Source organism: Enterococcus sp. GPZ-007, from assembly GCF_059374735.1.
In genome coordinates, this window is record NZ_JCAFYN010000004.1 from 26,238 (window position 1) to 51,725 (window position 25,488).

A 25,488-nucleotide genomic window follows, 5' to 3' on the forward strand; every position below is an offset into this window, starting at 1 on the left:
GTAAACAAGTAAACAGCACAAAAAGTCGACTTACGAGTGACTTTTTGTGCTGTTTCTTCTATATTAAAGGAGCTCTTTCACCATATCCAGCAGGGCTTTGACATCCTCTGGACGGGTATCGCCTGTTTCTGAATCAATGATCGAGCTATAAACGTGGGGAATCACTTTCTCTACACCCGCATCCAAGGCGATCTTGACGATTTCTTGGAAGTTCTCTAAATCAATCCCGCCAGTTGGCTCCAAATAGAAGTCATTTTCGGCGCAGGCTTTTGCCACCGCCTGATATTCTTCTTTATGGGCAAGTCCCTTCATTGGAAAATATTTAACGGAGCTGCCGCCCATATCCTTCAGCAAAGCAATCGCTGTTTCGATTGGAACGATGGCTTCAGTTACTTGTGAGCTCAACGGACCTGTTGCGATATTGACATAACCAGCTTTTCCGCAGGGCGATACTAAACCATTGATCACGGTATCCTTCTGTCCCAGCAGGGCACGAGAGGTTCCCACGCCAGTAAAGACTTGGTTCACATGCTGTGGTTGCAGCTCACTGGAGATACGTGAAACCATTGGACTTTGATTTGGATCACCTGCACCAAGACCAACGGATAGTGCATTCTCAGTTGCTGCCTGATACTTCTTCATATCTTCAATCGCAGCCTCATCGCTGTCGTAATTTTTCGACAGCACTCCTAAGACCACATGACCTTCTGCCGCTTCATAACAATCGCGAGCGTTTTCGACTGAGTTTGCTAATACATTCAGACACACTCGTTCTTTATAATATTTCGGGGTTAATGACATTTATATAAGCACCTTATTTCTATTAATATTGTTAGATATCATCCACTCGTATGGACTATCAGCTAGCTCATAAATAAAGTTTGAATTTTTCTAACGTAAAATTCAAATGATTTTCGTACGCATACCAATCCGGTAAAGCGTCCGAAGTAAAGGCTTTTCAGAAATCATTAGTGTTTCTCACATTCAGCTACTGCAAAAACCGGAGCTGGTAATCTCTTTTAATCGAACAATGATCTTATGCAGTTCATGCTGGTCAACAGAACGGATATCAAATTCGATGATACCGTTATTGGCTTGATATTCCCGTGTGTAGATCGCAGGATTTTCTGCTTTTAATGCCGCGATCACGTCTGCGGCTGAGCCCTTTTGCACTTTTACGCTGGCACGATAGATCTCTCTTCCTGCTCCGTCTTGCACGACCTTTGCTTCTAAGCCCTCTATTTTATTTAGCTCTTCGATAAAGGGCGCCAAACGCTGCTTCATGGAATCGCCAGTCTCGCTGCCGTAGTGTAAATGATCCACCAACGCCTGCGTAAAGCCTAGAATATTCTCCTTGCCGATCTTCATCGCGCGACCGATCCCTTTGCCCTGCAGTCGAATCCAGTCGATATACTGGGCTTTGCCGATCACTAGTCCGCTGCTGGGCCCTTCGATCGCTTTCGCGCCTGAGTAAATGACCAGATCCGCGCCAGCTTTACTGTATTGGTAAAGATCTTCTTCAGCTGCCGCATCAACAATCAGCGGCAGACCATGCTTCTTAGCGACCGCTGCTGCATCTGCTACCGTCAGCATACTCTTTTGCACCGTGTGATGGCTCTTGATATAGAGTATCGCCGCCGTATTTTCCGTGATCATCATTTCCACTTGCTCAGGTGAGCAGCCGTTAGCATAACCGGCCTCAACGACTTTACCACCGCCTAGACTGACCATCACTTCAACCGGCGTCCCATAATCAACATTGTGCCCCTTGGGTAAAATGATCTCCCGCTTTTTGATACGGTCGGTATAAGGATGATAGGCATGATAGCCGCTTCCTTCACCAATCAATGCTGCAACAGATTGCGCGATCCCAGCTGAGGCTGAGGACACGATCTGCGCATCCTCCACCTCTAAAAGCTTCGCTAAATAAGCTCCCGTCTGAATAAACAGTTCGCTCATCTCAAAGAAATGTTCACCGCCAAAGCGCTGTGTCGCTACAACATTTTCTGACACCTTTGACACACCTAAAATTGTCATTTTGCCTGAAGCATTGATGACTTCCTTTAAGCCAAATTTGTCATAACTAGTTGTCATAAACTGCGCCCCCAATAATTGTTTTCACCGGTATGATCAATTCCTTCGCTGTTCGCGTAAACCCATTTGAATCCATCAATATTTTTTCCCCATCTGCCAAATCGAAAATCGTGATATCTGCATCATAGCCAGTCTTCAATTGTCCCTTTTTCGTTAAATGGAAATATTTCGCTGGCACAGCGGTTACCTTATCCAGGATCTCTTCCCATGAATAGCCAACAACCCGAAGTTTTTCCATCGTTGTCGCCAAATCATAAACCGGTCCATTCTCACGATTGCGATGATAAATATCGGTACTGATGGACGTGGCTTTGATCCCTGCTTTCAACGCTGTTTCTGCCACATGGAAATTAAAGCTGTCGGTGCCGTGACCGATATCGAAAACAATCCCTTTTTCATAACCCGCTTTCGCAAAGTCCTTGATCTGATCGGTCTCCTTATCTAGAATCCCATTCGGTTTGCCATTGAAGCAATGGGTCAACACATCCCCTTCATCTAAGACCTCCAAGATTTCTCGCAGCTCTGGCGGTGCCGAGCCAATATGGATCATTAATGGAAGGTTTTGGTTTTTCCGCTGAATATCCTTCGCCAATTCCAACGGTGTGATGCCATTTTCACCAATGACAGTCTTGCTCATGCGCGCCTTGATTCCTACGATAAATTGCGGAAGCTTAGCTAAGCAATCATGCACAAGGTCCGCCTGAATCTTCGTCAAATCAGCTAATTCATCCTGCTCAACGATGCCCCATTTTGAAATATTGACCAGTGCATAGACATTAGTCTTTACATTCTTAGCGATCTCGTAAAAGTCACCGATATTTTCTGCGCCAGTCGTACCAGCGTCAATCACAGTCGTAACGCCTTTGGTCACACCGATTTCATCTGGATAATCATAGTAGAGCGTCATTTTTTCATAGCAATGAACGTGATCATCAATCCAGCCGGCGGATATATAATGCTCCCCTGCTAAGTCAATGATTTTTTCCGCTGATGATTCGATGTTCTTATCTACTTTTAAGATGACGCCGTCTTTGATTGCGACTTCGACTGTTTCCCCAGTGATCAGTTTTCCATTTTTGATTAGTAAATCAAACATCCTTTAGCCCTCTTTCTACTGAAGCGCAACTGGGAAGATCGTACCAAGTACCATCGCTCCAAGAATCGCACCACCAGCAATAGGTTTCTTCCAAGCATAAAAGCCTAACGCTCCTAAAGTCGCGCCAATCCCGATCGGAATCGATGCTCCGCAGGCACTTAAGATAATCAATGGACCTAAGAAACGCCCCGAAGAATTACCAGCACCCATCATGACATCTGCGCCAAAGGTTGAGTTCGCCTGATTGATCGTGAACTTCCGAATCAAAATAATCACACCGCCGACTAACAGTCCTAAAACAGCTCCAGTCAATAATGACAAAGCAAAGTTATCGATCGGTGCGCGAATCCCCATACTCAAGAAGATCGCTGGAATCCCGATACCAATACCCGTTAAGATCGATCCGCCCAAGTCAAGAATCCCTACCAATGAGCCTTCCAAAATACGTGCAAACAAGAAGCTTGCGCCAAACGCTGCTGCCGCTCCATATGAACCACCATCTAATCCCGCCTTCAGCATCGCTACGATGGATACTTCATTAAAGGCTCCTACTCCGTGTACAACATACATATGGGTTCCAGCAAAAACAGCCGCTGCCATAATTCCAACAGTGATTGGAAATGCCCAATCCGCATACCAGAAGCTTTTCGCTTTTTTCTCTTCAGAAAGCATCGCTTGTTCCCTTTCCAATTCTTCCGTGTTATCCATTTGTTTCCCTCCTATATCTTGTTAACATTCTCTTACTAGTCAATAAGGCTAACTCCTACTTAAGAACGCATTTTTCAAAAGAATCGAAAAATGAACTTTTCGTCGCCTCGCATACGATTCCACTAACCACGCTGAAGCATTGAGTGGAACTCGCAAACTGGCATCCTATAATGAATTTACTTATAGTAAAATTATTCTCACCTTATCTATCATTCTGCTAAATAGTTGAATCTACCCAACAACTTTTTCATTTTTTAACTCACCCGTTCAGAGCTGTCTTAGCTCAACCCAAGCATTTTATGGATGTTTTCCAACCATTGTGGTGCTTGTAGTTTGAAGCTTTCCAATACTTGCAAGTCGAAGCCGCGGAAGAAGCCGCTGAATACGAATAGTAAGATGATCGCGCCCATCATCATCTTCGTTACTTTTGACCAGCCGATTTCATCGACACCTTTACCGATTAAGATTCCGAGTACCACCCCTGGAACGGCATTGCCCATAATCAATTGTGCGATTCCGCCGAATAATGTACCCCAGAATCCAGTCCGTTTTCCTGCGTCTAATGCTGCCAACCAGAAAATCACGGGCATGACGATATTAATCAAAGTAGTTGCTGCTGGAACTAATACCGCTACCGCAGTGACTTGCAGTGCTGCTGGAATAGCTGCTGCGGTTGAATTTAAGAATGCGACAACAATTGCTCCTACCACCGCTCCAACAAAGCCCATTTTCCGAGGATCATGCATCGTTTCTGTAACATTTTTATTTTTTGCTAATAAGACTGAAGCTGCCCAGTTGGGAATGATCCGATGTGTGACGTCCTGTGTAAATGCTCCGGCTCCAACCGTTGAAGCCCAAGCATTGAAGAAGAAGCCTAGCCCGAATGAAAAGTGCGATGCCGGGTCTCCCATACAGGCATTCATTTCACCTAATGTACGGAAGGCACCCAATCCTTGCGTACTTGGCGCATGGAACATCCGCGCTGCTCCCATCGAAGCAGAAAACCCGAGTAAGCCGCCAATGATGATTGATTTAATTAAAATTACTGTAAACTCCACTATCTTTTTCCTCCCTTTACTTATAGTCTTTTGGAAATAACCGGAATCTGAATGCCATCAGGATCATCTGTCGCTTCCTGAGTAAAGGCTACTTCATTTACTTGAAGCGTCGTCACATTGACCGTCACTTCCAACTCCACATGATAGCTCGTTCTTTTTCTTGGAAAGAAGAAAAAGAGAAAACGTTCCTTATATGTCTTTTCAACTGCCTTGATAACTTCTACTTCAATCGGTTCAATGCGTAAAATGACTTCTGACTCCTGCATCATTTTCTTTTGGATTTGACCCAAGGCACTTGCAAACGCATGCTGTTTAGAATCGCCCGTGCCTTCGACTGTCACGATGACTTGTTGGCAATCTTGAATACTCATTTACTCATCTCCCTAATTATGTTTCTTTTCAAAAGCTTCTACTAGACGTTTGCCTAATTCTTCCTGATCCATAAAACCGAAACCTAAAACCGTTTTGCCATCATTGATCGCTGTGATGCCTTCTTCGATGGAGCGCATGCCATGCCGTTCAGGATAACCGTACTTGGTTGAAGCTGTCAGCGCTCCTGCTCCGCCGCTACCGCAGAATGAAATCCCCATGTCGGCATTTTCCTGCTGCATCACATCGCCTAAACGCATGTCTGCTCCCATTCCTGGAACAACGACTGCTCTGCCGCCTGCTGCTTCTACACCTTTTGCTACGTTTTGTCCTTTACCCATACGGTCTGCGATTACTACTGTGATCATTTATTTTTCCCCCTAAATTTAATTTTGTTTGGCTGTTTCAAAATGAATCGATAAAACATACATCTCGTCTTGCGATAGATTGTCGATTTTCCTGACGACACCATCGGCTAGCTTCAACGCTTCGTTAGATACTTCATTGAACATTTCAGGATCAACTTCTGGAATCGTCTCCTGCTCTTTGGAACGTTTTATCATTTCATTTAAATGATTGATTAAGATCGTCCATTGTAAATCCGTTGGTGTGATGGACAATTTCATTAGTTCCTCTTTTAACCAATCGGTTAGCTCTTCTAATTCTTTCTGATATTTACTAGTTGAAATAATTTGTAACGCTTCTCCAGTCACGGTTTCTCACTTCCTTCTTTATCCTATTGCTAGATACCATTCTGTTTGTCCATCATTGCTTTTCGGCTTATACACGAAAACAGAACAGACATCTTTTTGTGCAAACACTATCCTTTGATATAAGCAAATAGAGCATTGATCTCCGACTGATTGATGGTTAAATTGTGTTCCGCGAATAGCTGCTCTATCTGTTTGTTGTATGACGCAGAAGCAGTTAGCGCTTCGTCCGTCTTGTTTCCTTCCATCATGTATTGCTGATCAAAGGTAATGCGATGAACCATCAAGAATACATGCAATAAGAAGGCTTCACGGTATTCTTGATTGAGCTGCTCTTGAAATAGCAGTAATAATTTTTCGTAGATCGTATACGCCTGCAAAATCAGCTCCTTGCTGAAGTCCTCTAATGAGGTTCGGTTGCTTGCCGGCTCCAACCGCAATTTCTTCGTTCCTTTTTGTGGTGACTGGCTCAAGATTTTTTTGACTGCCTGCTGGATCTTTTCTAAATCCTGCTTGGTTGGCAGCGGATGAACTTTGACAAACTCGCTATCCATCCCTTCGATCGGAAAAATACTGATAACCAATTCTGGTTCCTTCTGCTTGATGATCTCCTGCGCATTCAGCACAGAGGCAAAAGCCGCGATCTCGATATTTGAGAGTTCTTCCGAGATTTTCTGCTTGATTAGACTTGTCACCCCTAAACCGGTGGAACAAACATAGACGGCTCGGACACTGCGCAGATCCGCCGCCTTCTCATAAGAAACGAGAAAGTGCAACGCGATATAGGCGATAAAGGAATCGTTAATCAATAAGCTCCTCCCTTGAATCTCCCGCCGGACGACCGTTTCGATTGCATCGAACAATTCTGGATACTTAGCCTTGATATCATCCTTGAAGGGATTGTACTCATTCACGAATTTTTGCTTGCGGGATAACCGCATTGATAAATGAGCATAGAGATTCGTCAACAGCTGTGGATCATTTGAAAAAGAATAGTTGATCTTTTTACTTACCTTCTGAATCAGATTCTCCGTCAAGGTCATGACATCCTGCTGCGGATCATTTTCGAAGGTATCGCTGTAGATGTAGCGATACTCATCCTCGAACAAGGGCAGCTGATAATGTGCAAAAACTTGCTGCATCAATAAGTAAGAGAGTTCCCGCTGCTCTTTTGGATCATTTAACAGCTGGTAGCGACCAATCGTGTATTCGTTTTGCAGCCGTACAGTAGCAATCGCTACACGAATCAGCATGTTCAGTAATTCCGCGTAATTCAGTTCCGCCGTGTCGATCTGTTTTAACAGCTGACGCATGTCGCCTAAGACTTGATTGAAGACTTCTTGAAATGCTGTCCCTTTGGCCGAATACAGTTCGTAGCCCTCTTGCTTTTCACTTTGCAGGAGCAGCTCCATGATCTTGTAGATGTCGTAATCAGTTAAATCTTTTTGCAGCACCTCTTCGATCAATAGCCGGATCTGATGCTCTGGACCCGTAATCAAAAAACCTTTGCGGGGCAATCGCTCAAGAGTCATCCCCTGAGAAACAAGACGCTGTTCTAAAACATCCAAGTCGTTGAGGATCGTATCCTTGCTGACCATCAAACGCTCCGCCAATTCAAAAGAAGTAATCGCTTGATTCGTCAGCATCAAGAAGATACTCAGACGATCCAACCGCAGGGTTTGATCCGCGAACAACTCCAGCCGATCGACATCCATCAATTCACTCTTTAATTTGATCCGTTCAGAATCACTCAGCTCCAACCAAACGCCTTGGCTCCTTTTGCTGGTCAAATCCTGATTCCGTTCTTGAAGCCACAAACGAATGCTGTCCAGATCATATTTGATGGTGCGCACGCTTACATTTTGCTGATCCGCCAGCTCTTTGGTGGTCCTTGGGTCTGAATCCTCCAGCAACTGAAGCAATACCTGAATCTGTCGTTTCGTGATTTGTTGCATAATACTCTCTCCTTACACGTTTAACTATAGTGATTTCTTTTTCGTGTCACAATATGAAATGATTGCACTTACTCTAGTGCAAAAAGTCTTTATTTCATGGGGGATACAGTATTTTGTTTAGAAATGCAATGAGAAAAGGGCAAAATTTGTGACAATAACTAGCACCTTCATTGCACTAATCCCTTTATAAAGTTATCATCTTTCACATAAGAACGGGCACCTTATCCAAAATCTTTTTTTCTCGTTAAAAAAATCAATAAAAACGGACGCGCTCCATTAATCATGGAATCGTGTCCATTTTTATTGATACTTAGTGAGATCGTCAACAATAAGAAGTCTTGTTATTATGTTACTAAAAAACACAAAAAGCTAGAAGGATCAATCACGAAATTGATCTTTCTAGCTTTACACAGGTCATTTTTTTATTTCATCAGTTTTCTCAACACATAGGACAAGCCAAACCACAACAATAGGCTGACTAGGATCGTAATGATCCAACCAGAGGCGTTATGCTCCAGTGGCAGCGGCATGTTCATTCCGAAGAAGCCGGAGACGATCGTAGGAATCGTCAAGAGAACGGATAACACCGTCAAGATTCGCATCGTATCGTTCAAGTTGTTGTTCAGGACATTATTGTAGGTACCAGATAATTGCTGCAAAATCTGAGAAGACAACTGTGTCATCTCCACTAACTGCTGCGCCTCGATCATGACATCATCCAAGCTTTCCTTTTCCTGATCGCTCAACCGGCGATAGATCCCATGACTTTTGATCTGCTGCACTAATAGCACATTTTGCCGAGAGGCCGTCACGAAATAAACGATCCCAGTCTCTAAATCCGATAATAGCAATAAATTCTGCTTCGTTGTCTTTTCTTTTAATAAGCTGCTGATCCGTTTGCGCTCCCGGTCCATTCCTTCCACAAAGGGGAAATATTGGTCCGAAATAATGAAAAGACTGCTAAATAGCAATTCAAACAGCGTGCTGTTGGGATTCTTCTCCAGATAATTTTTAATTTCAAAGTAGAGGTATTTGCTTTGCTGATTGGTTACGGTGATCAACGTGCGATTCACCACGATGAAGGTCATGGGGACAGTTTCATAATGATTATCAATCTTGCGTCGATTCGGCGCATTGAATATCAGCAGCAGCACATCAGTCAACTTATCATAGTCTAAATGCGCTCGCTCGTTACGGTCCAATGAGTAATCAACAAATTCATTATCGATCCCGTAATCCCGATACAGATTCTTCAGTTCATCCGCATTTTCCGCCTCGACATTGATCCAGCTGTTCATTTTATTGTTAAACACTTCTTTTGTATACATAGGCCTGTCTCCTATCTGTCATGAGTCCGTATGCATTCTATCATAGAACAGGCTGGTTGTATCCTCAGAATTTCTGGAAGGTTGGCTCTTCCGGGAAAAATGTCACTTTTTGGAGTCATAGTACAATGGCTTTCTTATTACCCATAAGATGCGTTTCAGTTACAACAGAATGTCACTACTTTGATGGAAAACATCGACATTCTATTCCAACCCAAGAAAAGCCCGCATAGCAGGTTGAATATTTGATATGTAAATATTGTATTATTTGGCATTTATCAGCAAAATTAAGCCGAACGATTGCATCTCTATTCAAGGAGATAGAATACAATCGTCCGGCTATTTAATTATTATTCGAGCTGATTCTTGTTTTTTATTCGATTTATTTTAAAAGCATTTAGCTCATTTTGCTTTTTGGGTCAGCCCCTTAGGTAATTGAACAAAACAATAACTTTTTTTTTTGCATCGTACAACAACAGCAAGATTCAATTGTAAATTATTTTCTGACTGTCAAAACTCTACCTCCAAAGCGATTTAGACCATTTTGAATCGTAAAAAAGCTCCCATCATTTTATTACTTGAACTAAATTTTGATCGACATATTTAGCAACCACCATCAATAAATATACGGAATCCTTTACTCTTATTTGGAATCCAAAACCTCTTGCAAAGGGAGTTTTAGTATTCTACATTCAAATCAATTACTTACTTGAAGCAAAATTGACTCCTCATCAATCGGCCCATCTAAACTATTTTTATTTATTTCTTGAAATTCTGTATAATTTGTGATGACCACAGGCGTAATTGTCTGGTAACCTGCTTCCTTTAAACCTTCAAAGTCAAATTCCATAACTAACTCACCTTTTTTGATTGGGTCCCCTGCTTCTTTTAGCATTGTGAATCCCTCTCCATCAAGTTCAACTGTATCAATACCAATATGAACCAATAATTCTAATCCATTTAATGATCTAAACGCTACCGCATGTTTCGTTCGAAATACGAGTGCAACTTCTCCATCAAAAGGTGCATAGAGTTTGCCTTCAACAGGATCAATCGCCACCCCTTTTCCCACTATCTCATCAGAGAACGTTTTATCTGGTACAGTCTGAATATCCAACAGTTCCCCTCTTAACGGGCTCGCCACCTCTTCATAAAAACCTTGAGTACCAATCACTGGATCACCTACTTCGATCGCTCCTTCATTTTTTCCTTTTTTCTCAGATGCTGAATTTCCTTCCAAAGGATCAAATTTCAAAAACATCGTAAAACCAAAAGAAAGAACGAAACTTACTGCTAAAGCAATGATAATCGCGATCAAGCCTTGAGTATTTCCATCAGGCGCTATATAAGTGGGTAACACTAAAATATTTGGTGCGCTAAAGGAATACGTTCTGACACCTAACAGCACTCCAATGAAGCCAGCGATTCCTCCCGCCAGCATTGCTGCATAAAATGGTTTTTTCAATTTGAAAGTAACCCCAAACATCCCCGGCTCTGTAATGCCAAATAGTGCTGAAATTCCTGTTGAAGCAGCGATTGATCTTTGTTCATTGTTTTTGGTCTTAAAGAAAACAGCAAATATTGCACCGGCTTGTGCAATATTACTAATCAAACAAAACGGCAACCAGAAGTTATCATATCCTGTATTCGCCAGATTTTGAATAGCGATCGGCATTACGGTAAAATGCATTCCTGTCATTACCAGCAATGGATTAAAGCAAGATAAGACAAACCCAGCCACTGGACCAGCTGTTGAAAATAACCAATCTAAACCACTCGATAAGTAATTTCCGATATAATTTCCTAACGGTGCCAAAATAAGTAAAGAAATCGGTACAGTGATAATCAACGTAACTACAGGCGTGATAATAAAACGAAAAACATTTGGAATATATTTATCTGCAAAATGATAGATATAGCTCATCAACCAAATCGTCAAAATGATCGGTACCACCGAAGAACTATAACTCAAATAAGGAATCGAAAGACCAAAAAATTTCATTGGTGCTAAACCTTCTGCTGCTCCATTAATCAACGTTGGGTAAAGCAAAACGCCCGCAGCAGATAAGCCGATATACTCATTGACCTTAAACTTTCTTGAAGCAGAAACAGCAATCAAGAAAGGCAAGAAATAAAACGCGGCATCAGAGATCATAAAGAAAACAGTGTAGACACCCGAATCCATTTTCACAAGATTAGCAAGTGAGAGGACTGTTAATATACACTTCATCATCCCAGCTCCAATGATTGCTGGCAAGATCGGTGTAAAAATTCCTGAAATAACTTCTAGAACTTCATTAACTGGATTGACTCCTTTTTTACTTTTTTTCACAGTCTCTTGTGGTGCGTGATTTCCTACTAATTTTTCCACTTCCTTGTATACTTCAGCGACATCATTTCCAATGATTATTTGATATTGGTTCTTTTTATCTTGTGTTCCTAGCATCCCTTTGATCGCTTGAACTTTTCCATCATCAACTATTGAATGATCAACAAGATTGAAACGAAGTCTCGTCGTACAGTTCCAAACCTGCTCGATATTATCAGTGCCTCCAACAGCTTCAATTATTTTTTTAGCTAATTCATTAAATTTCATCTTTAGTCCCCCTTGCTTTCTCACCATTACTAGCGATCACTTGTTTGTACCAATCAAACGAGGCCTTTTTACTCCGCTTGAATGACCCCTTTCCGTTATCATCCAGATCAACATGAATGAAACCATAACGCTTAGACATTTGGCCTGTTCCAGCACTGATAATATCAATGCAGCCCCATGGGGTGTATCCCATAACTTCTACGCCATCCTTAATTGCTTCACCAACCGCATCGATATGTTCATTTAAATATTTGATACGATAATCATCCTCGATAACGCCCGATTCATTTGGAATATCCACCGCTCCAAGACCGTTTTCAACCACAAAAAGAGGTACTTGATAGCGATCATACAACGTATTCATCGTAATTCTTAACCCCATTGGATCAATAATCCAACCCCATTCGCTTTTCGGAAGATAAGGATTTTCTAAACTAGAGAAAATATTACCGTCTGACTTCTCCGAACTTGAAAGAACTTGCTGATCTGCAGAGACAACTTTCGTTGAATAGTAACTAAAACCAATAAAATCTACTGTATGTTTCAAAATCTCTTCATCTTCTTTTTCCTGTTTGATCACCAACTGCTGTTCTTCAAAGAAACGACGGCTATAGCTAGGATACTTTCCTCGTACTTGAACATCAATGAAAAAGAGTCCTTCCCTATCCATTAGTTTAGCTGCCCAAATATCATTCGGATTGCACGTATTCGGATATGCCTATCCTGCCGCCAACATACACCCTATTTTATTTTCTGGATCAATCTCCCTTGCCTTTTTCGTCGCAAGAGCTGAAGATACTAGCTGATGATGAGCTGCTTGGTATTTTGCTTGTAATGGGTTCTCGAATTTTTCTGGATCAAAACAGCCTCCTAAAAATGGTAACACCTGCAAAATATTGATTTCATTAAAAGTCAGCCAATATTTTACCTTTCCTTTGTAACGTTCAAACATCACTGTAGCGTACCGAACAAAGAAATCAATAAGCTTTCGATTTGTCCAGCCATCGTATTTTTCATATAAATAAATGGGCGTATCAAAATGATTCAAGGTAACCACTGGTTCAATGTTGTATTTCAAACATTCATCAAACAATTCATCATAAAATTTCAATCCTGCTTCATTCGGCGTCTCCTCATCACCGTTTGGAAAAATTCTTGGCCAGCTGACAGACATACGCAAACATTTGAAGCCCATCTCAGCGAACAGCGCAATATCCTCTTTAAAATAATGATACCCATCAATAGCATGATGACTAGGATAGTAATTAAATTTTTGCTTCATTGCTAATTCTGGATGATACATAACGTGGACACGATTTTCATCTTTATTAGGTAAGAAATCTACTGGTCCAAGTCCTTTTCCACCTTCCTTATACCCTCCTTCATACTGATTGGCAGCAATTGCTCCGCCCCATAAAAAATCTTCATTAAATACTGACATTTGTTTTCCTCCTTATATTTTCTCACCATTTGTTGCAATGACCGTCTTATACCAGTCAAATGATTTTTTCCTATAGCGATTCCCTGTACCTTTACCCAAATTATCGTAATCAACATAGATGAACCCATAACGCTTTTCCATTTCTTGTGAAGAAGCACTAACTAGATCAATAGGCCCCCAAGCACAATACGCGAACACCTCTACTCCATCCTTCACACATTCCTTCAACTGTTGGATATGGTTCTTTAAATAATCAATTCGATAGTCATCATACACTGTTTTATTCTCTAATTTGTCATACATTCCTAAACCATTTTCGGCAATCATGATAGGCTTTTCATAACGATCCCAATACTTAGAAATACAATGATACAAGCCTTTAGGGTCAATAGCCCAGCCCCATGGATTCGCCTTTAAATATGGATTCGGACTTACCGCGAAACGATCATCTCCATTCTTCTCAATCGAAACCATCTGAGAAAAGTAATAAGAGATCGCTAAAAAGTCCATTGTATGCTGCCTCAACAGCTCAGCATCCTCTTCAGTCCATTCAATCGTATACTGATTTTCAGCAAAAAAACGTAAGATATAACCCGGATATTTCCCACGAAACTGGACATCCGTCATATAATAACTCATCCGATTATGTTGTAAAGCAAGCACATTGTTTTCTGGATCACTATTTTCTGGATAAGCAGTCAAATCTGCTAACATTGTTCCTATTTTCAGCCTCGTATTGATCTCACGAGCTGCTTTGACGATCTTTGCGCTAGCGATCATCTGATTATGGATTGCTTGATACAAAGCTTCCTGCATGTTCTCTACTTGATCAATACATATCCCCGTCGAATTGAATGGTTCGATTTGAAATAAATTAATCTGGTTTATGACAATCCAATATTTCACTTTTTGCCCAAAACGTTCCAGAAGCGTTTTTCCGTATCGGACAAATAGATCAATAACCTGACGATTATGAAATCCACCATAGTTTAGTGTGAGATTCACTGGTATCTCATAATGAAGCATCGTAACAATCGGCTCCATTCCATTTGCAAGGACTTCATCCAATAAACGATCATAAAAAGCCAATCCGGCCTCGTTTGGTTCAATCTCATCGCCATTCGGAAAGATTCGTGCCCAATTAATTGATAATCGGAAGGTCTTGAAGCCCATTTCCTTTAAATAGCTTAAATCCTTCTGATAGCTATGATAAAAATCAATTCCATGTCTCTTTGGATAATACTTTTCGTCATCATGAATCGCGTCCAACACATGTGCTTTGGTCCTATTAGAGACATGCAATTTGGAGGTATCACTTTGAGGATCATAATAAAACAAATCCGCACCACTCATTCCTTTTCCATCTATATTCCAAGCACCTTCAATTTGATTTGCAGCAATTGCCCCACCCCATAAAAAATTTTCTGGGAAACTACTATCGTCCATCCTATCTCTCCTTCCAAAATAAAAAGGCGATACCTCAAATAAGTCTTTGCTAAAGACTCATCTAAGGTATCGCCTGCCTAACAGTAACAATCCTTTTGTTATTAACTTTCAATGACACGTTGAAGATGTACCATCAAGTAAAATTTTTCATCATCACTGACATCAATCTCATAATTTTCCTCCATGTATTGATTGATTTTTTCAACACATGCATAGTTTTTTGGCAAAGATGCTGCCAACTGCTTTAACATGGAGATGTTTGAATTCGGAAAATCAGCATGCGTGACTGCTCGATGAGCGAAAAACTTTAAATGAACCAAAAATCGCTCATAAGAAACACTATCTTTACTCAATTCAATCGAAAAATGATACTCTACAATGCTTAATATATCTTTGACTATCTTTGGAATTTGCATAGTTTGATGCATTTTTTCTTGTTTCTGTTGGGCGTTCACAAAATGAAGCGCAATAAATCCCGCCTCATCCTCAAGTAAACTAACACCATTTTGTGCTTCAATCAATTTCAACGCATGAGCAGCAATTTCGAATTCCTGCGGGTAAATTTTCTTGATCTCCCACAGTAATGGATTGGATAAATCCATTTGAGCCTTATGACGTTCCAATGCACTTTCAATATGGTCATTTAAACTCAAATATAAATATTTGTTGAGTTGTAGCCCTAATTTTTCTTCACCATATTCAATGATTTTTTCGATCATCTCTAATTGTGATTCAGAAATAGTCATCAAAAAATCCGCAAAAGAATCTGTATTCTTGGTTGATTCCATTCGATATATTTTTTCGATTTTCTCCTCATCCACAAGCTCCCCCGGGCGAGAATTAAAAGCTATCCCATTTCCGATTAGAATAATTTCATTTCCTTCTCTATCGGTGGTCATCAACACGTTATTATTAAATTTTTTTTTGATAATCATCTTCAATGAATCCACCTTTCCAGCCTAAAAAAAAAAAACACGCAAATACACACATTCTTGTGGTATCGCCTGCCTTGCCAATAACAATCCTATTTATTCAATTATTTGGTAACGCCTACAAATAAAATATATCAGCATAAATACATATTGTCAACATCTTATTTTATTCCATAAAAAAAGTCATATACGTGTTATATCTAGATTTTCTGTAAAGACTGCAATGCATGGTCATTTACGAAAACGAGAACAATTGCTTTGTTACTCAAGATCCCTAGATAAAAAGCACCCACTTCCTTCCTCAAAGGATAGTCGGTGCTTACCATTGAAGGAACTATTCATTCCCATACTTCAGCTCTTTTGAATCAACACTAATCTGTTCAAAGACCGCCTCATGCAACCGATAGCCCTGTCCCCAGCAAGTCTCGATGATCGGGCCTTGGATATTCTGGGCAGCCAGCTTGTGCTTTAATGCAAAAAAAAAGATTATTCTCTCTCATCGATACAGTCATCATCGAGATACAGAGACTGTTATCAAGGATATCTATGCTGTCATTCGTCGATTTTAACAGATTCCAGCTGACTTAAAACTGATCGTCAACGACAATCCGATCTACAAAGTTGGCCGAGAAGTTCTTCGCTCAACAGGGCATTGATTTCGAGGTAATCCAAGTCATTCGGCTCACCAATGAAGACGAAGTATCACAGGAATACCAACCATTGAAACAGATTATTGAACGTTTGAACCGCACATTCAAAGTAAACTATAAGCCGTTAGGCCGCTTCCATTCTGAAGCGACCTCTTGCCAAAGTCACGCTAATTGTTACCTATTTCAACCTTCTTCGTCCGCATTCCAAGCTAGAAAAGAAGTCGCAGGCCGATGATTTTACCAGAGCTCGAAACGTATGACGACATACCTCAGAAATGGATTAGTCTCCTGACGATGTCGGAACAATTTATCAATGATCAACAGGCAGCCTAACGACTTTCGATAATGGGTTGCCTTGACAAGAATAGGCGCAGCGCACACTTGACCATCCGTAACAATTGCTTACACTGGATGACTGAGGATGAGCTTTGTCATGCTTTTTTCGTATAACTGGGCGCTCCGCTCTGACACAAGCCATCATCAATGCTTTGCCATTGATGAGCCCTCTTTTGATGCTTACGAGCAAAAAAGAAAGAGACGATCGCATTGATTGATCGCCTCTATACTGATTTGTAAATACTTTTATTAAATTCTCTTCAGAAGATAGAATGCACTTTCTTCTATTTCAATTATTTTGAAAGAGAGATTACCTCGTGAGTATCATTGTCAAAAAAATGACCCTTATTTAAGTTAAAGGCTAAATCAACGAACTTACCAGGCTCATGAAAGTCTCGTGCATCTACTCTTGAAATAAATTCATTGTCACCTATCCGAGTGTAGAGCATTGTTTCGGCACCCAATAACTCGGAGACCACAACTTCAGCTCTAACCGTTGCTTCTGGGGTCGATTCTAAAACGATTTGTTCTGTATGAATATCTTCTGGACGAATGCCAAAAATCAGCTCTTTTCCTTCGTATCCTAGTTCTACCAAAACCTTATTTTTCCCTTCTGGTACGGTAAGGTTAAGTCCGTGGTTATTCGTAATACGACCATTCTTTAATTCGACACTAAAGAAATTCATCGCTGGGGAACCAATGAACCCAGCAACAAATACATTTTTCGGTGTATTGTAGACTTCCTGAGGTGTCCCGATTTGTTGAATAAATCCATCTTTCATAATAACAATTCGATCTGCCATCGTCATCGCTTCTGTTTGATCGTGTGTTACATATATTGTTGTAGTGTTTAGACGTTGGTGTAATTTAGCAATTTCAGCACGCATGGCTACACGTAGTTTAGCATCTAGATTGGATAGTGGTTCATCCATTAGAAATACTTGCGCATCTCTAACTATCGCTCTACCTAATGCTACGCGCTGACGTTGCCCGCCAGAAAGTGCAGCCGGTTTTCGATTAAGGTATTCCGTTAATCCTAAGATAGAAGCAGCGTTCTCAACCCGTTGTTTTATCTCTTCTTTTTCAAATTTTCTTAACTTCAAACCAAATGCCATATTGTCAAAAACTGTCATATGGGGATACAGGGCGTAATTTTGGAAAACCATCGCAATATCTCGATCTTTTGGTGCGACATCATTCATGACCTGACCGCCAATATGTAATTCCCCCTCTGAAATGTCTTCTAATCCAGCGACCATCCTTAAGGTTGTCGATTTTCCACATCCAGACGGTCCTACAAAAACGATAAACTCTCGATCTGCAATGTCCAAATTAAAATCAGTGACAGAGTAATTCTCGTTATTTGCATATTTTTTATGAATCCCTTTTAATGCTACTTCAACCATGTCTCTCCCTCGTCTTTCATCAACAATCAGAAAAAGAAACCGTTTTCTGATTGTTATTCAAATGAAGCGGCTAAATACTTAACCGCTATTACGTATTATTTAAGAGTTGCTTTTTCCAAACTGCTTTTTATTTCGTATGTTTGCGGAGTGGAATTTGTTGCAGAAATCTTCTTTTCTAGAAGATCAGCGACAGCTTTTCCAATCTCATATGGTCGTTGACGAATATGGATGGGAATATTTTTGGAGAAAATTGATTGAAAAACTATTTCTCCATAAGAGGCTATCGGATATTTACTCATCTCTTCATCAGATAATTCTTCGTACATAGCACTGATTAACCCTGCAACCATCGTATTATTCAGTGAAATAATTCCACATCCTAACGGAAAATCCTCTCTAATCGTCAGGAAAAGCTGCTTAGCCGTTTCTTCGCTATACTGTCCGTCAATGTAATGAAATAGAATTTCTTCTTCTTTGAGTGCTTGTTTTGTTCCAAGTAATCTTTCTTGACCGATTGAAAGCTCTTCATGCCCGCCTAACACAACAATTTCATTAGAAGGTTTCTCTTTAAGAAACTCTTTTGTAAGTTGATACGCAGATTCCTGATTGTTTTCACAAATATAATCCATTGGCTCCTCGTTATCAATATATCTATCAACACTGATAATATACATATTTAACTGTCTTAATTCTTCGATGAATTGATCATTTCCGCCAATCGTTGATAACACGACTGCCTCTGCATTACTTTCGAGTAATTTTTTTAGAATTGCTCGTTCTTTTTCTGGTTTATCATCTGAGCTCGCAATATAAAAGACATATTCAGAATGCCCGAAATGGTCCTCAATCCCCTTGATTACTTGCATAAAGAATTCATTAGTAAATGTAGGGATAACTATACCAACAACATTGCTACTATTTTTCTTTAGATTCGAAGCAAGCGTGTTTGAAAAATAATTTAATTCTTTAATCGACTCTTGAACTTTTTTTCTGTTGTCGTCAGTCACTGTTCCAATACCGTTAACTACTCTTGAAACTGTAGCTGTAGAAACGTTAGCGTGTTTGGCTACGTCTTTAATAGTCACTCTTTTTAGGTTCATTTCCTCTTTAGGCATATTCTTTCCTTCTTTTCGTAATCACGATTCTTTTTCTCGATAATCTTAACATTTTAGATTATAGAAATAAATATCCTTCGCTGCTTACAATATTATTCACACCAATTATCTCAGGTTGCTCGCTATTTTTCAGATCGCAGTAGAATCTCCATTTTTTTCTGGGCATCCTTTGCAGCCTTGTCAGGTGTTGTTGAAAACAGTGCATTTTGAATCATATCACCAATAATATCACTTTCTTCTGGAGACATAGTTAATTCAGGAACTTCTGTTCCATAGATTTGTTCTGTAACTTCTTTTGCCAAATTTTGTTGATAGGCATCTGGTGCTCCTTCAACTACACTTTTTCTTGGTGAATACGAAAATTTCGCTTCTGTATTCCATTTAGTACTATTCCTACCATCTTCATCTAAGAACATTGATTGCACAAATTTTGCTGCCTCTTTAGGATGTTCGCTTTTTGAATTGACAACGAAACTCCAGCCACCAGCAACCGTAACATCTTTTGCATTCTGATCAGGTTTTGGAAGAGGTACGACACCAATATTCCGATCCTTAAACTCATCATTCAAAGCCCGGATACCAACTGTACCGCCAATCCAGAGAGCTGTTTCATCATCTCCAAGAATTCCTACATCTCCTGCTCCTCTTGAAGGTTTGATGTTCGCACTGCCATCATCAATCATTGTTTTCCATAAGCTTAAAGCTTTAATTACTTCAGGAGAATCCAGATTTGCTTTGCCGTCAACGATAAAATTCGAATTTTGCTGCCAAAGAAATGGCATCAATAAGAAATTTTGAAAAGCTCCTTTAGTGACTTCAAACGTTATACCGGCGCGCTTGTCGGTAGTCAATTGTTTAGCTGCGTTGACCATTTCATCCCATGTTTTAGGCGGTGTGATATTTTTCTCAGCTAAGAGATCTTTATCGTAAAATAGAGCCACCAAATCTTGTTCAGTAGGTACTGCAAGAATATGTCCGTCTTTGTCTGTTACTGCCTCAAGTGATGCTTTAGAGTAATCCTTTCGTACTTCATCAGAAAAGTAATTTTCCATTGGATAGGGAATCCCAGCATTAATAAAATTTCCGATCGTTCCAGGACTAGCGACAAAAATATCGGGGCCTGTTCCAGAAGTAAATGCGGTCGCCAATTTTGTTCCCATGTAATCGTCTACAGGGATATTGCTTTGTGTAATTTTTATATTTGGATTCTTCTTTTCAAATTCTTTGATACGTGCTTTGAAGAATTTGTCTTCACCGCCATCTTTTGACCAAAAATTCCAAAACTCCAACTTTATTTTTTCATCACTTTCTGCGGCTTTTTTTTCACTTCCACAACCAGCCAAACCAGATAATCCAATTAAAATTAGACAAACTAACACTATTTTCTTCATTAACTGACCCCTCGTCTTTTCATTAGTCTTAATAATTGAAAAATTCCTCAGTCTCTTCTGCTGTGGCAGCTTTGATATCAGGCAATGGCAATCGCTCATTCATACCTAAAAGTGGTTGAAATTCTTTATGCGGCTCTGTTTGATACCAATACGCCGTACTACTATAATCGTCACTACGATGATTATTATGCCCATGTTCAATCGTCACTTTAATGGATTCATCAAACATAATCGGATCTTCGATGTGGTAGCGATAGGTTGAAATTTTTCCAGCCCAATTTGGATCTCCTCCAAGCAGTAAACCAAAATAAGGACTTTGATATTCCTCTGTTGGGCACCATGCGGTATTAAAATAATCTTCCATTCCGGTACCATGTAATGTCGGTGGCCATTCCTCACCATCAATAAAGATCATGTCATCACCTTCGCCATACCAATTCCATTCATTGGTGTAACGTAAATTATGGATATTCAAGTTACAGCCGATATAGTGGCCTTTCCCTTCAGCTTCTAATAGAACATAATTATTTTTTCCATCCGTATTCTTTCCACCAAACTCAAAAAACGCATTCGTTACATCATCACTATTAATTCCTTGAGTCAATTCTCGATGCCAAGTCGCATGAAAGCGAAGCGCGGTATCTGGTGATTCCTCATACAACTCATGGTCAATGTAATAATAAAATTTGATTGGTTCAGCTGCCTGTGATTCAATCTCAAAACGGGCACCTTCCGCAAAAGGCATCGGCAAAACACAATTTAATGCTTGTCCATGCTCAGGCCCCATTTGGAAAGGAGCAGATGAATAATTTTTCGTTATTCCGTGTCCCATTCCAAAAAAATCTCCGATAGGAACTTCTACACTAGGTTTTTCTTCATTGTCCCAAAACATACGGATAATCACTTTACGATACAAATATTCTTCCATGGCACCGTCTTCTAATGGTGCCATTGTCATCCAAATGTGTGTGACACATCCGGCTCCACTAATTGTCGCAATCGTTTTACTATCTCCTGGATAGACCTTTAAGAAATCACGATTTCCTCCTGTAATATCATAACTAGATGCTCTTTTGCGTTTGCCTGTTCTTTCTTTGCAAATGTCTCTTAACGAACTTCCTAACATATACAATTCTCCTCTACTCTTTCATACCGGCAGTTTTAATACCGTCCTTAATATAATTTTGGAATAAGAAAAATAAGATGACTGTTGGTAACGCTGCAATTACTGCGCCAGCCAAGATCAGATTCCATGCTGTTGTGTGTTCTTGCTTAAAGTTTGCCATTGCCACCTGAACGACCCAAAGATCTTGTCGTTGTGTCACGATCAGCGGCCACAAGTAAGTATTCCAGTTAGTGACAAAAAAGGTTATTCCTAATGTGATCGTGATCGGTGTTGATAATGGACGATAGATTTTCCAGAAAATCTGAAAATTTGATAATCCATCGATCCGGGCTGCTTCTAATAATGAATCTGGAATATCCATAAAAAATTGTCGATATAGAAATATTCCGTACGCATTTGGGAGTAGTGGTAGTATTACCGCCCACAAAGTATTTAATAATCCCATTCCTTTAACGATCGAAAAAAGCGGGATCATGATTACTGCAAAAGGAATCATCATGGTACTCATGAACCAACCAAAAACGAATCGTTTTCCGGGGAATTTTAGCTTAGCCAATGCAAAACCAGCCATTGAGTGAAACAACAGCGCAGCAATCGTGATCGTTGCCGCAATGATGAAGGAATTCAACATACTTTGGAAGAAGGAGCCATTCGCCATCACTTGCCGAAAATTGTCTAAGGTAAGCGTACTAAAGTCAGGAATCAGTGACATATTAAAGATTTCGTTATTTGGTTTGAATGAACTTAGAACCATAACATAAATTGGAAATAGAAATAGCAATGCCAATGCTATCGCACAAATATTTATGATCCATTGTTTTTTTCTACTTCTCTTCATGCTTTTTTCCCTCGTTTCACTTTTGGTTCCGTCGCGCCCATCGATCTAAATTGGAAATAGGATAGCCCCATGATTAACATAAATAATGCGACTGCCATTGTTGAAGAGTAGCCAAAGTCATACATTGTAAATGCTTGATCATAAATTCTGAAAACCGTGACCTCTGTTGCTTTTGCTGGACCACCATTTGTCATAATTTTGATCTGATCAAATACTTGAAAAGAACCGATTGTCGTTACGATCAGAATAAAAACGGTAGTATTTTTTATTTGTGGTAAGGTCACATTAAAGAATTTTTGGATTGCATTTGCGCCATCCATTTCAGCTGCTTCATAATATGTTTTTGGTACATCTTTTAAAGCAGAAATAAAAATCACCATATTATAGCCAACAATCAGCCAAACACTGACCGCTACAACACTTAACAAAGCTTGATTTTTATCTGCTAAAAAACTTTGATTTGGAATTCCGAATAGTTTTAATATCTCATTGAAATACCCTCTTTTGGGTGAGTACATGAATGTCCAAACTAAAGCGGCAACGACTGTTGAAATAGAATATGGAATAAAATAAGCCATTCGCGCAAAAACTTCTAATTTTCCCTTTAGACTTGTTGTTACTAAAGCCAATCCAAGTGATATGCAATACACACTAGGAATGTAAATAATGGCATAGGTGAATGTTACTTTTAGCGAATTTAGAAAGTCTTTATCACCTAGCAAACGTTTATAGTTATCCAAACCAATAAATTCCATCGGTGTTAATCCATTCCATTGGTGAAAACTCACGTAGATTGCATATAACATTGGAATAAAGACGAAAACAGCTAGTCCAATAATATCGGGTAATAACATTAAGTATGCAGTGACAGACTCACCCAAATTCTTGTTTAGCGTCTTCTTTTTGATCGTTGCCGAACTTTTTTGTTCTTCTTTTGTGCCCATTTTTAACATACGATCCTCCTTACTATTGGGACTGAAAAATCAGCCCCAACTTGTATCAATTACTGATTTTCAAAGTAATCTTTTAGTTTACTATCAGCTTCTTTAGCAGCTTCTTCTGGAGTTTTGTTATAGAGCGCTTCCTGGATCATGTCACCGATAATATCTGCCACTTTAGGATCCATTGAAAGTTCTGGACGTTCTGTTCCATAAATCTCATTAGTAAACTCAGCTCGCAGCCCTTTTTGATAAATTCCTTCCGCTTCTTTAATTACCGATTTTCTAGGGGAATAAGAGAATTTCACTTCCGTATTCCATTCAATGCTATTTTTCGGATCTTTATTCAAGAACAGCCATTTTACAAATTTAGCAGCTTCTTTTGGATTTTTACTTTGCTTATTAACGACCATTTTCCAACCACCAGCAACCGATGTTGGCGTGCCGTCTTTTGGAATCGGCAACGGAACAACGCCAATGTTCATATCTGAATAGTCATCTTCCAACGCCTTGATTCCAAAACTTCCACCGATCCACATAGCAGTCTCTCCATCACCTAAAATACCAACGTCACTAGCAGGTCGAGAGGGTTTGAGATTTGCACTCTTATCATCAACCATTTTTTTCCATAATGTTAATGCTTGAATGACAGCCGGAGAATTGAGTGTTGATTTTTTTCCATCAAAGAAATCTCCGCCACCCTGCCACACGAATGGCATAAATGAAAAGTTTCCATATGCTCCTTTGGTAAGATCATAAGTTATCCCTGTAACTTTATCTGTATTCAATTTTTTAGCCGCCTCAGTCATTTCATCCCAAGTTTTTGGCGGTTGAATTCCTGCTTTTTCAAACATGTCTTTATTGTAGAAAAGAGCCATTAAATCTTGTTCAAAGGGAGCAGCAATAATTTTTCCATCTTTAGTCACATCTTTAATCGACTCTTTTGAGTAATCTTCTCGAACTTCCTTAGGAAAGAAATCATCTAATGGATAATTGATTCCAGAATCAATAAAAGTATTGATCGTACCAGGACTCGCACTGAAAATATCTGGACCGTCACCGGTAGCGAACGCTGTTGTCAACTTAGTCCCTGTGTAATCATCAATCGAAATGTTCTTTTGAATAATTTTTACGTCAGGATTTTTCTTTTCATATTCCTTGATTTTCTCATTAAAGAACTTTGCCTCTCCACCATCACTTACCCAATGATTCCAAAATTCAAGTTCAACCTTACCGTCAGATGCAGCATCGTCTTTCTTACCGCATGCTCCTAGAGATATTGTTAACAAAACTACCGCTGCAAGCAAAAAAAGTTTCTTTTTCATTTTCTTTTCTCCTCTACTTGTTAGACTCTAATTGAGCGCCTAGTGCGCCACCAGGATGATATAAATGGAAATCTTCACGTTCAAACTTCAATGATTCTGATAAAGCAACACCTAAACTATCGCCCAATGACAGCATAATAATGGCACTGGTAGTCGGAGCTAGATTTAAACGATCAGCTTCTGTCTCATATTGGTAAGACAATGTCATTTCACAGGATTTAGACAACGTGGATTCTGGCTGAGAAGTAAATGCAATTTTTGTACAACCGATTTTGTTTAATGATGGCAGCATTGCTAATACTTCACCAGTTTCACCACTATTCGACATCATAAATACAATATCATCGTGATTGATCATTCCAAGATCTCCATGTAAGGCTTCTGTGCTATGAACAAAGATCGAGGTTACTCCTAGGCTAGAAAATGTGGCAGCTAGCTTCGTTCCGATATGGCCTGATTTTCCTACTCCAGTAAAAACTACTTTTCCTTTACGTGCTTGAATAACTTGAACGATTTTTAAAAAATCGTCACTTAAATTCTCGCTTACTACTTGTAACGCCTGCTGTTCGGTACTTATTACCTCTTTCGCTCTTTCTAAAATATCCATACGAACCTCCAAATAAAATAGTTTGA

At 39.8% G+C, this 25,488-nt stretch carries 22 protein-coding genes and 1 pseudogene; 1 reads left to right on the forward strand and 22 read right to left on the reverse strand.

From position 1 onward, the window contains the following. Positions 1 to 63 precede the first annotated feature (63 nt). From dagF to licT, 14 genes and pseudogenes are all read right to left on the reverse strand, one after another. Complete coding sequence (gene dagF, locus AC4J95_RS03810; RefSeq protein ID WP_494548667.1) at positions 64 to 801, reverse strand: 2-dehydro-3-deoxy-phosphogluconate aldolase; 738 nt, start codon at positions 799 to 801, stop codon at positions 64 to 66. A gap of 183 nt (positions 802 to 984) precedes the next feature. Then, a complete protein-coding gene (locus AC4J95_RS03815; RefSeq protein ID WP_494548668.1) occupies positions 985 to 2,094 on the reverse strand; it encodes a DgaE family pyridoxal phosphate-dependent ammonia lyase in 1,110 nt (369 codons plus the stop codon). Next, positions 2,084 to 3,190, reverse strand: coding sequence for an amidohydrolase/deacetylase family metallohydrolase (locus tag AC4J95_RS03820; protein ID WP_494548669.1), 1,107 nt, complete (start codon positions 3,188 to 3,190; stop codon positions 2,084 to 2,086). Before AC4J95_RS03820 ends, AC4J95_RS03815 begins: the two co-directional genes overlap by 11 nt. Positions 3,191 to 3,205: 15 nt before the next feature. Continuing rightward, positions 3,206 to 3,898 (reverse strand): DUF4310 family protein, encoded by a 693-nt coding sequence (locus tag AC4J95_RS03825; protein WP_316401174.1) that lies wholly within the window; start codon positions 3,896 to 3,898, stop codon positions 3,206 to 3,208. Between the two features lie 278 nt (positions 3,899 to 4,176). Then, on the reverse strand, positions 4,177 to 4,956 hold the full coding sequence (locus AC4J95_RS03830) for a DUF4311 domain-containing protein (protein WP_494548670.1): 780 nt from the start codon (positions 4,954 to 4,956) through the stop codon (positions 4,177 to 4,179). A 20-nt stretch (positions 4,957 to 4,976) separates the two neighbouring features. Further along, a complete protein-coding gene (locus AC4J95_RS03835; protein ID WP_494548671.1) occupies positions 4,977 to 5,327 on the reverse strand; it encodes a DUF4312 family protein in 351 nt (116 codons plus the stop codon). 12 nt (positions 5,328 to 5,339) lie between these two features. Beyond that, complete coding sequence (locus AC4J95_RS03840) at positions 5,340 to 5,693, reverse strand: glycine-rich SFCGS family protein (protein WP_216407725.1); 354 nt, start codon at positions 5,691 to 5,693, stop codon at positions 5,340 to 5,342. Positions 5,694 to 5,711: 18 nt separating this feature from the next. Beyond that, on the reverse strand, positions 5,712 to 6,038 hold the full coding sequence (locus tag AC4J95_RS03845) for a PRD domain-containing protein (RefSeq protein WP_494548672.1): 327 nt from the start codon (positions 6,036 to 6,038) through the stop codon (positions 5,712 to 5,714). Positions 6,039 to 6,145: 107 nt separating this feature from the next. Then, positions 6,146 to 7,990 carry a BglG family transcription antiterminator gene (locus tag AC4J95_RS03850; RefSeq protein WP_494548673.1) on the reverse strand — a complete coding sequence of 615 codons (1,845 nt, stop codon included), beginning with the start codon at positions 7,988 to 7,990 and terminating at the stop codon, positions 6,146 to 6,148. 422 nt (positions 7,991 to 8,412) lie between these two features. Beyond that, entirely contained in the window at positions 8,413 to 9,318 is a 906-nt protein-coding gene (locus AC4J95_RS03855) for a magnesium transporter CorA family protein (protein WP_494548674.1), read from the reverse strand. A gap of 694 nt (positions 9,319 to 10,012) precedes the next feature. Beyond that, positions 10,013 to 11,911, reverse strand: coding sequence for a beta-glucoside-specific PTS transporter subunit IIABC (locus AC4J95_RS03860; RefSeq protein WP_494548675.1), 1,899 nt, complete (start codon positions 11,909 to 11,911; stop codon positions 10,013 to 10,015). Next, a pseudogene (locus tag AC4J95_RS03865) lies at positions 11,901 to 13,352 on the reverse strand (6-phospho-beta-glucosidase). The gene AC4J95_RS03860 and the pseudogene AC4J95_RS03865 overlap by 11 nt, the downstream one beginning before the upstream one ends. A gap of 12 nt (positions 13,353 to 13,364) precedes the next feature. Continuing rightward, a complete protein-coding gene (locus tag AC4J95_RS03870) occupies positions 13,365 to 14,798 on the reverse strand; it encodes a glycoside hydrolase family 1 protein (RefSeq protein WP_494548676.1) in 1,434 nt (477 codons plus the stop codon). A gap of 101 nt (positions 14,799 to 14,899) precedes the next feature. After that, complete coding sequence (licT, locus tag AC4J95_RS03875) at positions 14,900 to 15,733, reverse strand: BglG family transcription antiterminator LicT (protein WP_494548677.1); 834 nt, start codon at positions 15,731 to 15,733, stop codon at positions 14,900 to 14,902. 618 nt (positions 15,734 to 16,351) lie between these two features. On the opposite strand from licT, the gene AC4J95_RS03880 reads away from it, so the two are divergent. After that, entirely contained in the window at positions 16,352 to 16,615 is a 264-nt protein-coding gene (locus AC4J95_RS03880) for a hypothetical protein (protein ID WP_494548678.1), read from the forward strand. A 394-nt stretch (positions 16,616 to 17,009) separates the two neighbouring features. On the opposite strand, the gene AC4J95_RS03885 is transcribed toward AC4J95_RS03880, so the two are convergent. The 8 genes from AC4J95_RS03885 to AC4J95_RS03920 form a co-directional block, all read right to left on the reverse strand. Continuing rightward, positions 17,010 to 18,122, reverse strand: a complete 1,113-nt coding sequence (locus AC4J95_RS03885; RefSeq protein WP_494548679.1) for an ABC transporter ATP-binding protein — start codon at positions 18,120 to 18,122, stop codon at positions 17,010 to 17,012. Positions 18,123 to 18,217: 95 nt separating this feature from the next. After that, positions 18,218 to 19,237, reverse strand: a complete 1,020-nt coding sequence (locus AC4J95_RS03890; protein ID WP_494548680.1) for a LacI family DNA-binding transcriptional regulator — start codon at positions 19,235 to 19,237, stop codon at positions 18,218 to 18,220. Between the two features lie 122 nt (positions 19,238 to 19,359). Further along, positions 19,360 to 20,727, reverse strand: coding sequence for an ABC transporter substrate-binding protein (locus AC4J95_RS03895; RefSeq protein WP_494548681.1), 1,368 nt, complete (start codon positions 20,725 to 20,727; stop codon positions 19,360 to 19,362). Beyond that, positions 20,657 to 21,754, reverse strand: a complete 1,098-nt coding sequence (locus AC4J95_RS03900) for a glycoside hydrolase family 172 protein (protein WP_494548682.1) — start codon at positions 21,752 to 21,754, stop codon at positions 20,657 to 20,659. Before AC4J95_RS03900 ends, AC4J95_RS03895 begins: the two co-directional genes overlap by 71 nt. Before the next feature lie 13 nt (positions 21,755 to 21,767). Next, positions 21,768 to 22,592, reverse strand: a complete 825-nt coding sequence (locus AC4J95_RS03905) for a carbohydrate ABC transporter permease (RefSeq protein ID WP_375360578.1) — start codon at positions 22,590 to 22,592, stop codon at positions 21,768 to 21,770. Continuing rightward, complete coding sequence (locus tag AC4J95_RS03910) at positions 22,589 to 23,545, reverse strand: carbohydrate ABC transporter permease (protein WP_494548683.1); 957 nt, start codon at positions 23,543 to 23,545, stop codon at positions 22,589 to 22,591. The genes AC4J95_RS03905 and AC4J95_RS03910 overlap by 4 nt, the downstream gene beginning before the upstream one ends. Positions 23,546 to 23,595: 50 nt before the next feature. Then, complete coding sequence (locus AC4J95_RS03915; protein WP_494548684.1) at positions 23,596 to 24,855, reverse strand: ABC transporter substrate-binding protein; 1,260 nt, start codon at positions 24,853 to 24,855, stop codon at positions 23,596 to 23,598. Positions 24,856 to 24,868: 13 nt separating this feature from the next. Then, on the reverse strand, positions 24,869 to 25,462 hold the full coding sequence (locus AC4J95_RS03920) for a KpsF/GutQ family sugar-phosphate isomerase (RefSeq protein ID WP_494548685.1): 594 nt from the start codon (positions 25,460 to 25,462) through the stop codon (positions 24,869 to 24,871). Positions 25,463 to 25,488 lie beyond the last annotated feature (26 nt).

Coding starts and splice junctions, on each gene's coding strand:
- dagF (WP_494548667.1), bottom strand. CDS start 801: ATGTCATTAACCCCGAAATATTATAAAGAACGAGTGTGTCTGAATGTA.
- AC4J95_RS03815 (WP_494548668.1), bottom strand. CDS start 2,094: ATGACAACTAGTTATGACAAATTTGGCTTAAAGGAAGTCATCAATGCT.
- AC4J95_RS03820 (WP_494548669.1), bottom strand. CDS start 3,190: ATGTTTGATTTACTAATCAAAAATGGAAAACTGATCACTGGGGAAACA.
- AC4J95_RS03825 (WP_316401174.1), bottom strand. CDS start 3,898: ATGGATAACACGGAAGAATTGGAAAGGGAACAAGCGATGCTTTCTGAA.
- AC4J95_RS03835 (WP_494548671.1), bottom strand. CDS start 5,327: ATGAGTATTCAAGATTGCCAACAAGTCATCGTGACAGTCGAAGGCACG.
- AC4J95_RS03840 (WP_216407725.1), bottom strand. CDS start 5,693: ATGATCACAGTAGTAATCGCAGACCGTATGGGTAAAGGACAAAACGTA.
- AC4J95_RS03850 (WP_494548673.1), bottom strand. CDS start 7,990: ATGCAACAAATCACGAAACGACAGATTCAGGTATTGCTTCAGTTGCTG.
- AC4J95_RS03855 (WP_494548674.1), bottom strand. CDS start 9,318: ATGTATACAAAAGAAGTGTTTAACAATAAAATGAACAGCTGGATCAAT.
- AC4J95_RS03860 (WP_494548675.1), bottom strand. CDS start 11,911: ATGAAATTTAATGAATTAGCTAAAAAAATAATTGAAGCTGTTGGAGGC.
- AC4J95_RS03870 (WP_494548676.1), bottom strand. CDS start 14,798: ATGGACGATAGTAGTTTCCCAGAAAATTTTTTATGGGGTGGGGCAATT.
- licT (WP_494548677.1), bottom strand. CDS start 15,733: ATGATTATCAAAAAAAAATTTAATAATAACGTGTTGATGACCACCGAT.
- AC4J95_RS03885 (WP_494548679.1), bottom strand. CDS start 18,122: ATGGTTGAAGTAGCATTAAAAGGGATTCATAAAAAATATGCAAATAAC.
- AC4J95_RS03890 (WP_494548680.1), bottom strand. CDS start 19,237: ATGCCTAAAGAGGAAATGAACCTAAAAAGAGTGACTATTAAAGACGTA.
- AC4J95_RS03895 (WP_494548681.1), bottom strand. CDS start 20,727: ATGAGCGATTGCCATTGCCTGATATCAAAGCTGCCACAGCAGAAGAGA.
- AC4J95_RS03900 (WP_494548682.1), bottom strand. CDS start 21,754: ATGTTAGGAAGTTCGTTAAGAGACATTTGCAAAGAAAGAACAGGCAAA.
- AC4J95_RS03905 (WP_375360578.1), bottom strand. CDS start 22,592: ATGAAGAGAAGTAGAAAAAAACAATGGATCATAAATATTTGTGCGATA.
- AC4J95_RS03910 (WP_494548683.1), bottom strand. CDS start 23,545: ATGTTAAAAATGGGCACAAAAGAAGAACAAAAAAGTTCGGCAACGATC.
- AC4J95_RS03915 (WP_494548684.1), bottom strand. CDS start 24,855: ATGAAAAAGAAACTTTTTTTGCTTGCAGCGGTAGTTTTGTTAACAATA.
- AC4J95_RS03920 (WP_494548685.1), bottom strand. CDS start 25,462: ATGGATATTTTAGAAAGAGCGAAAGAGGTAATAAGTACCGAACAGCAG.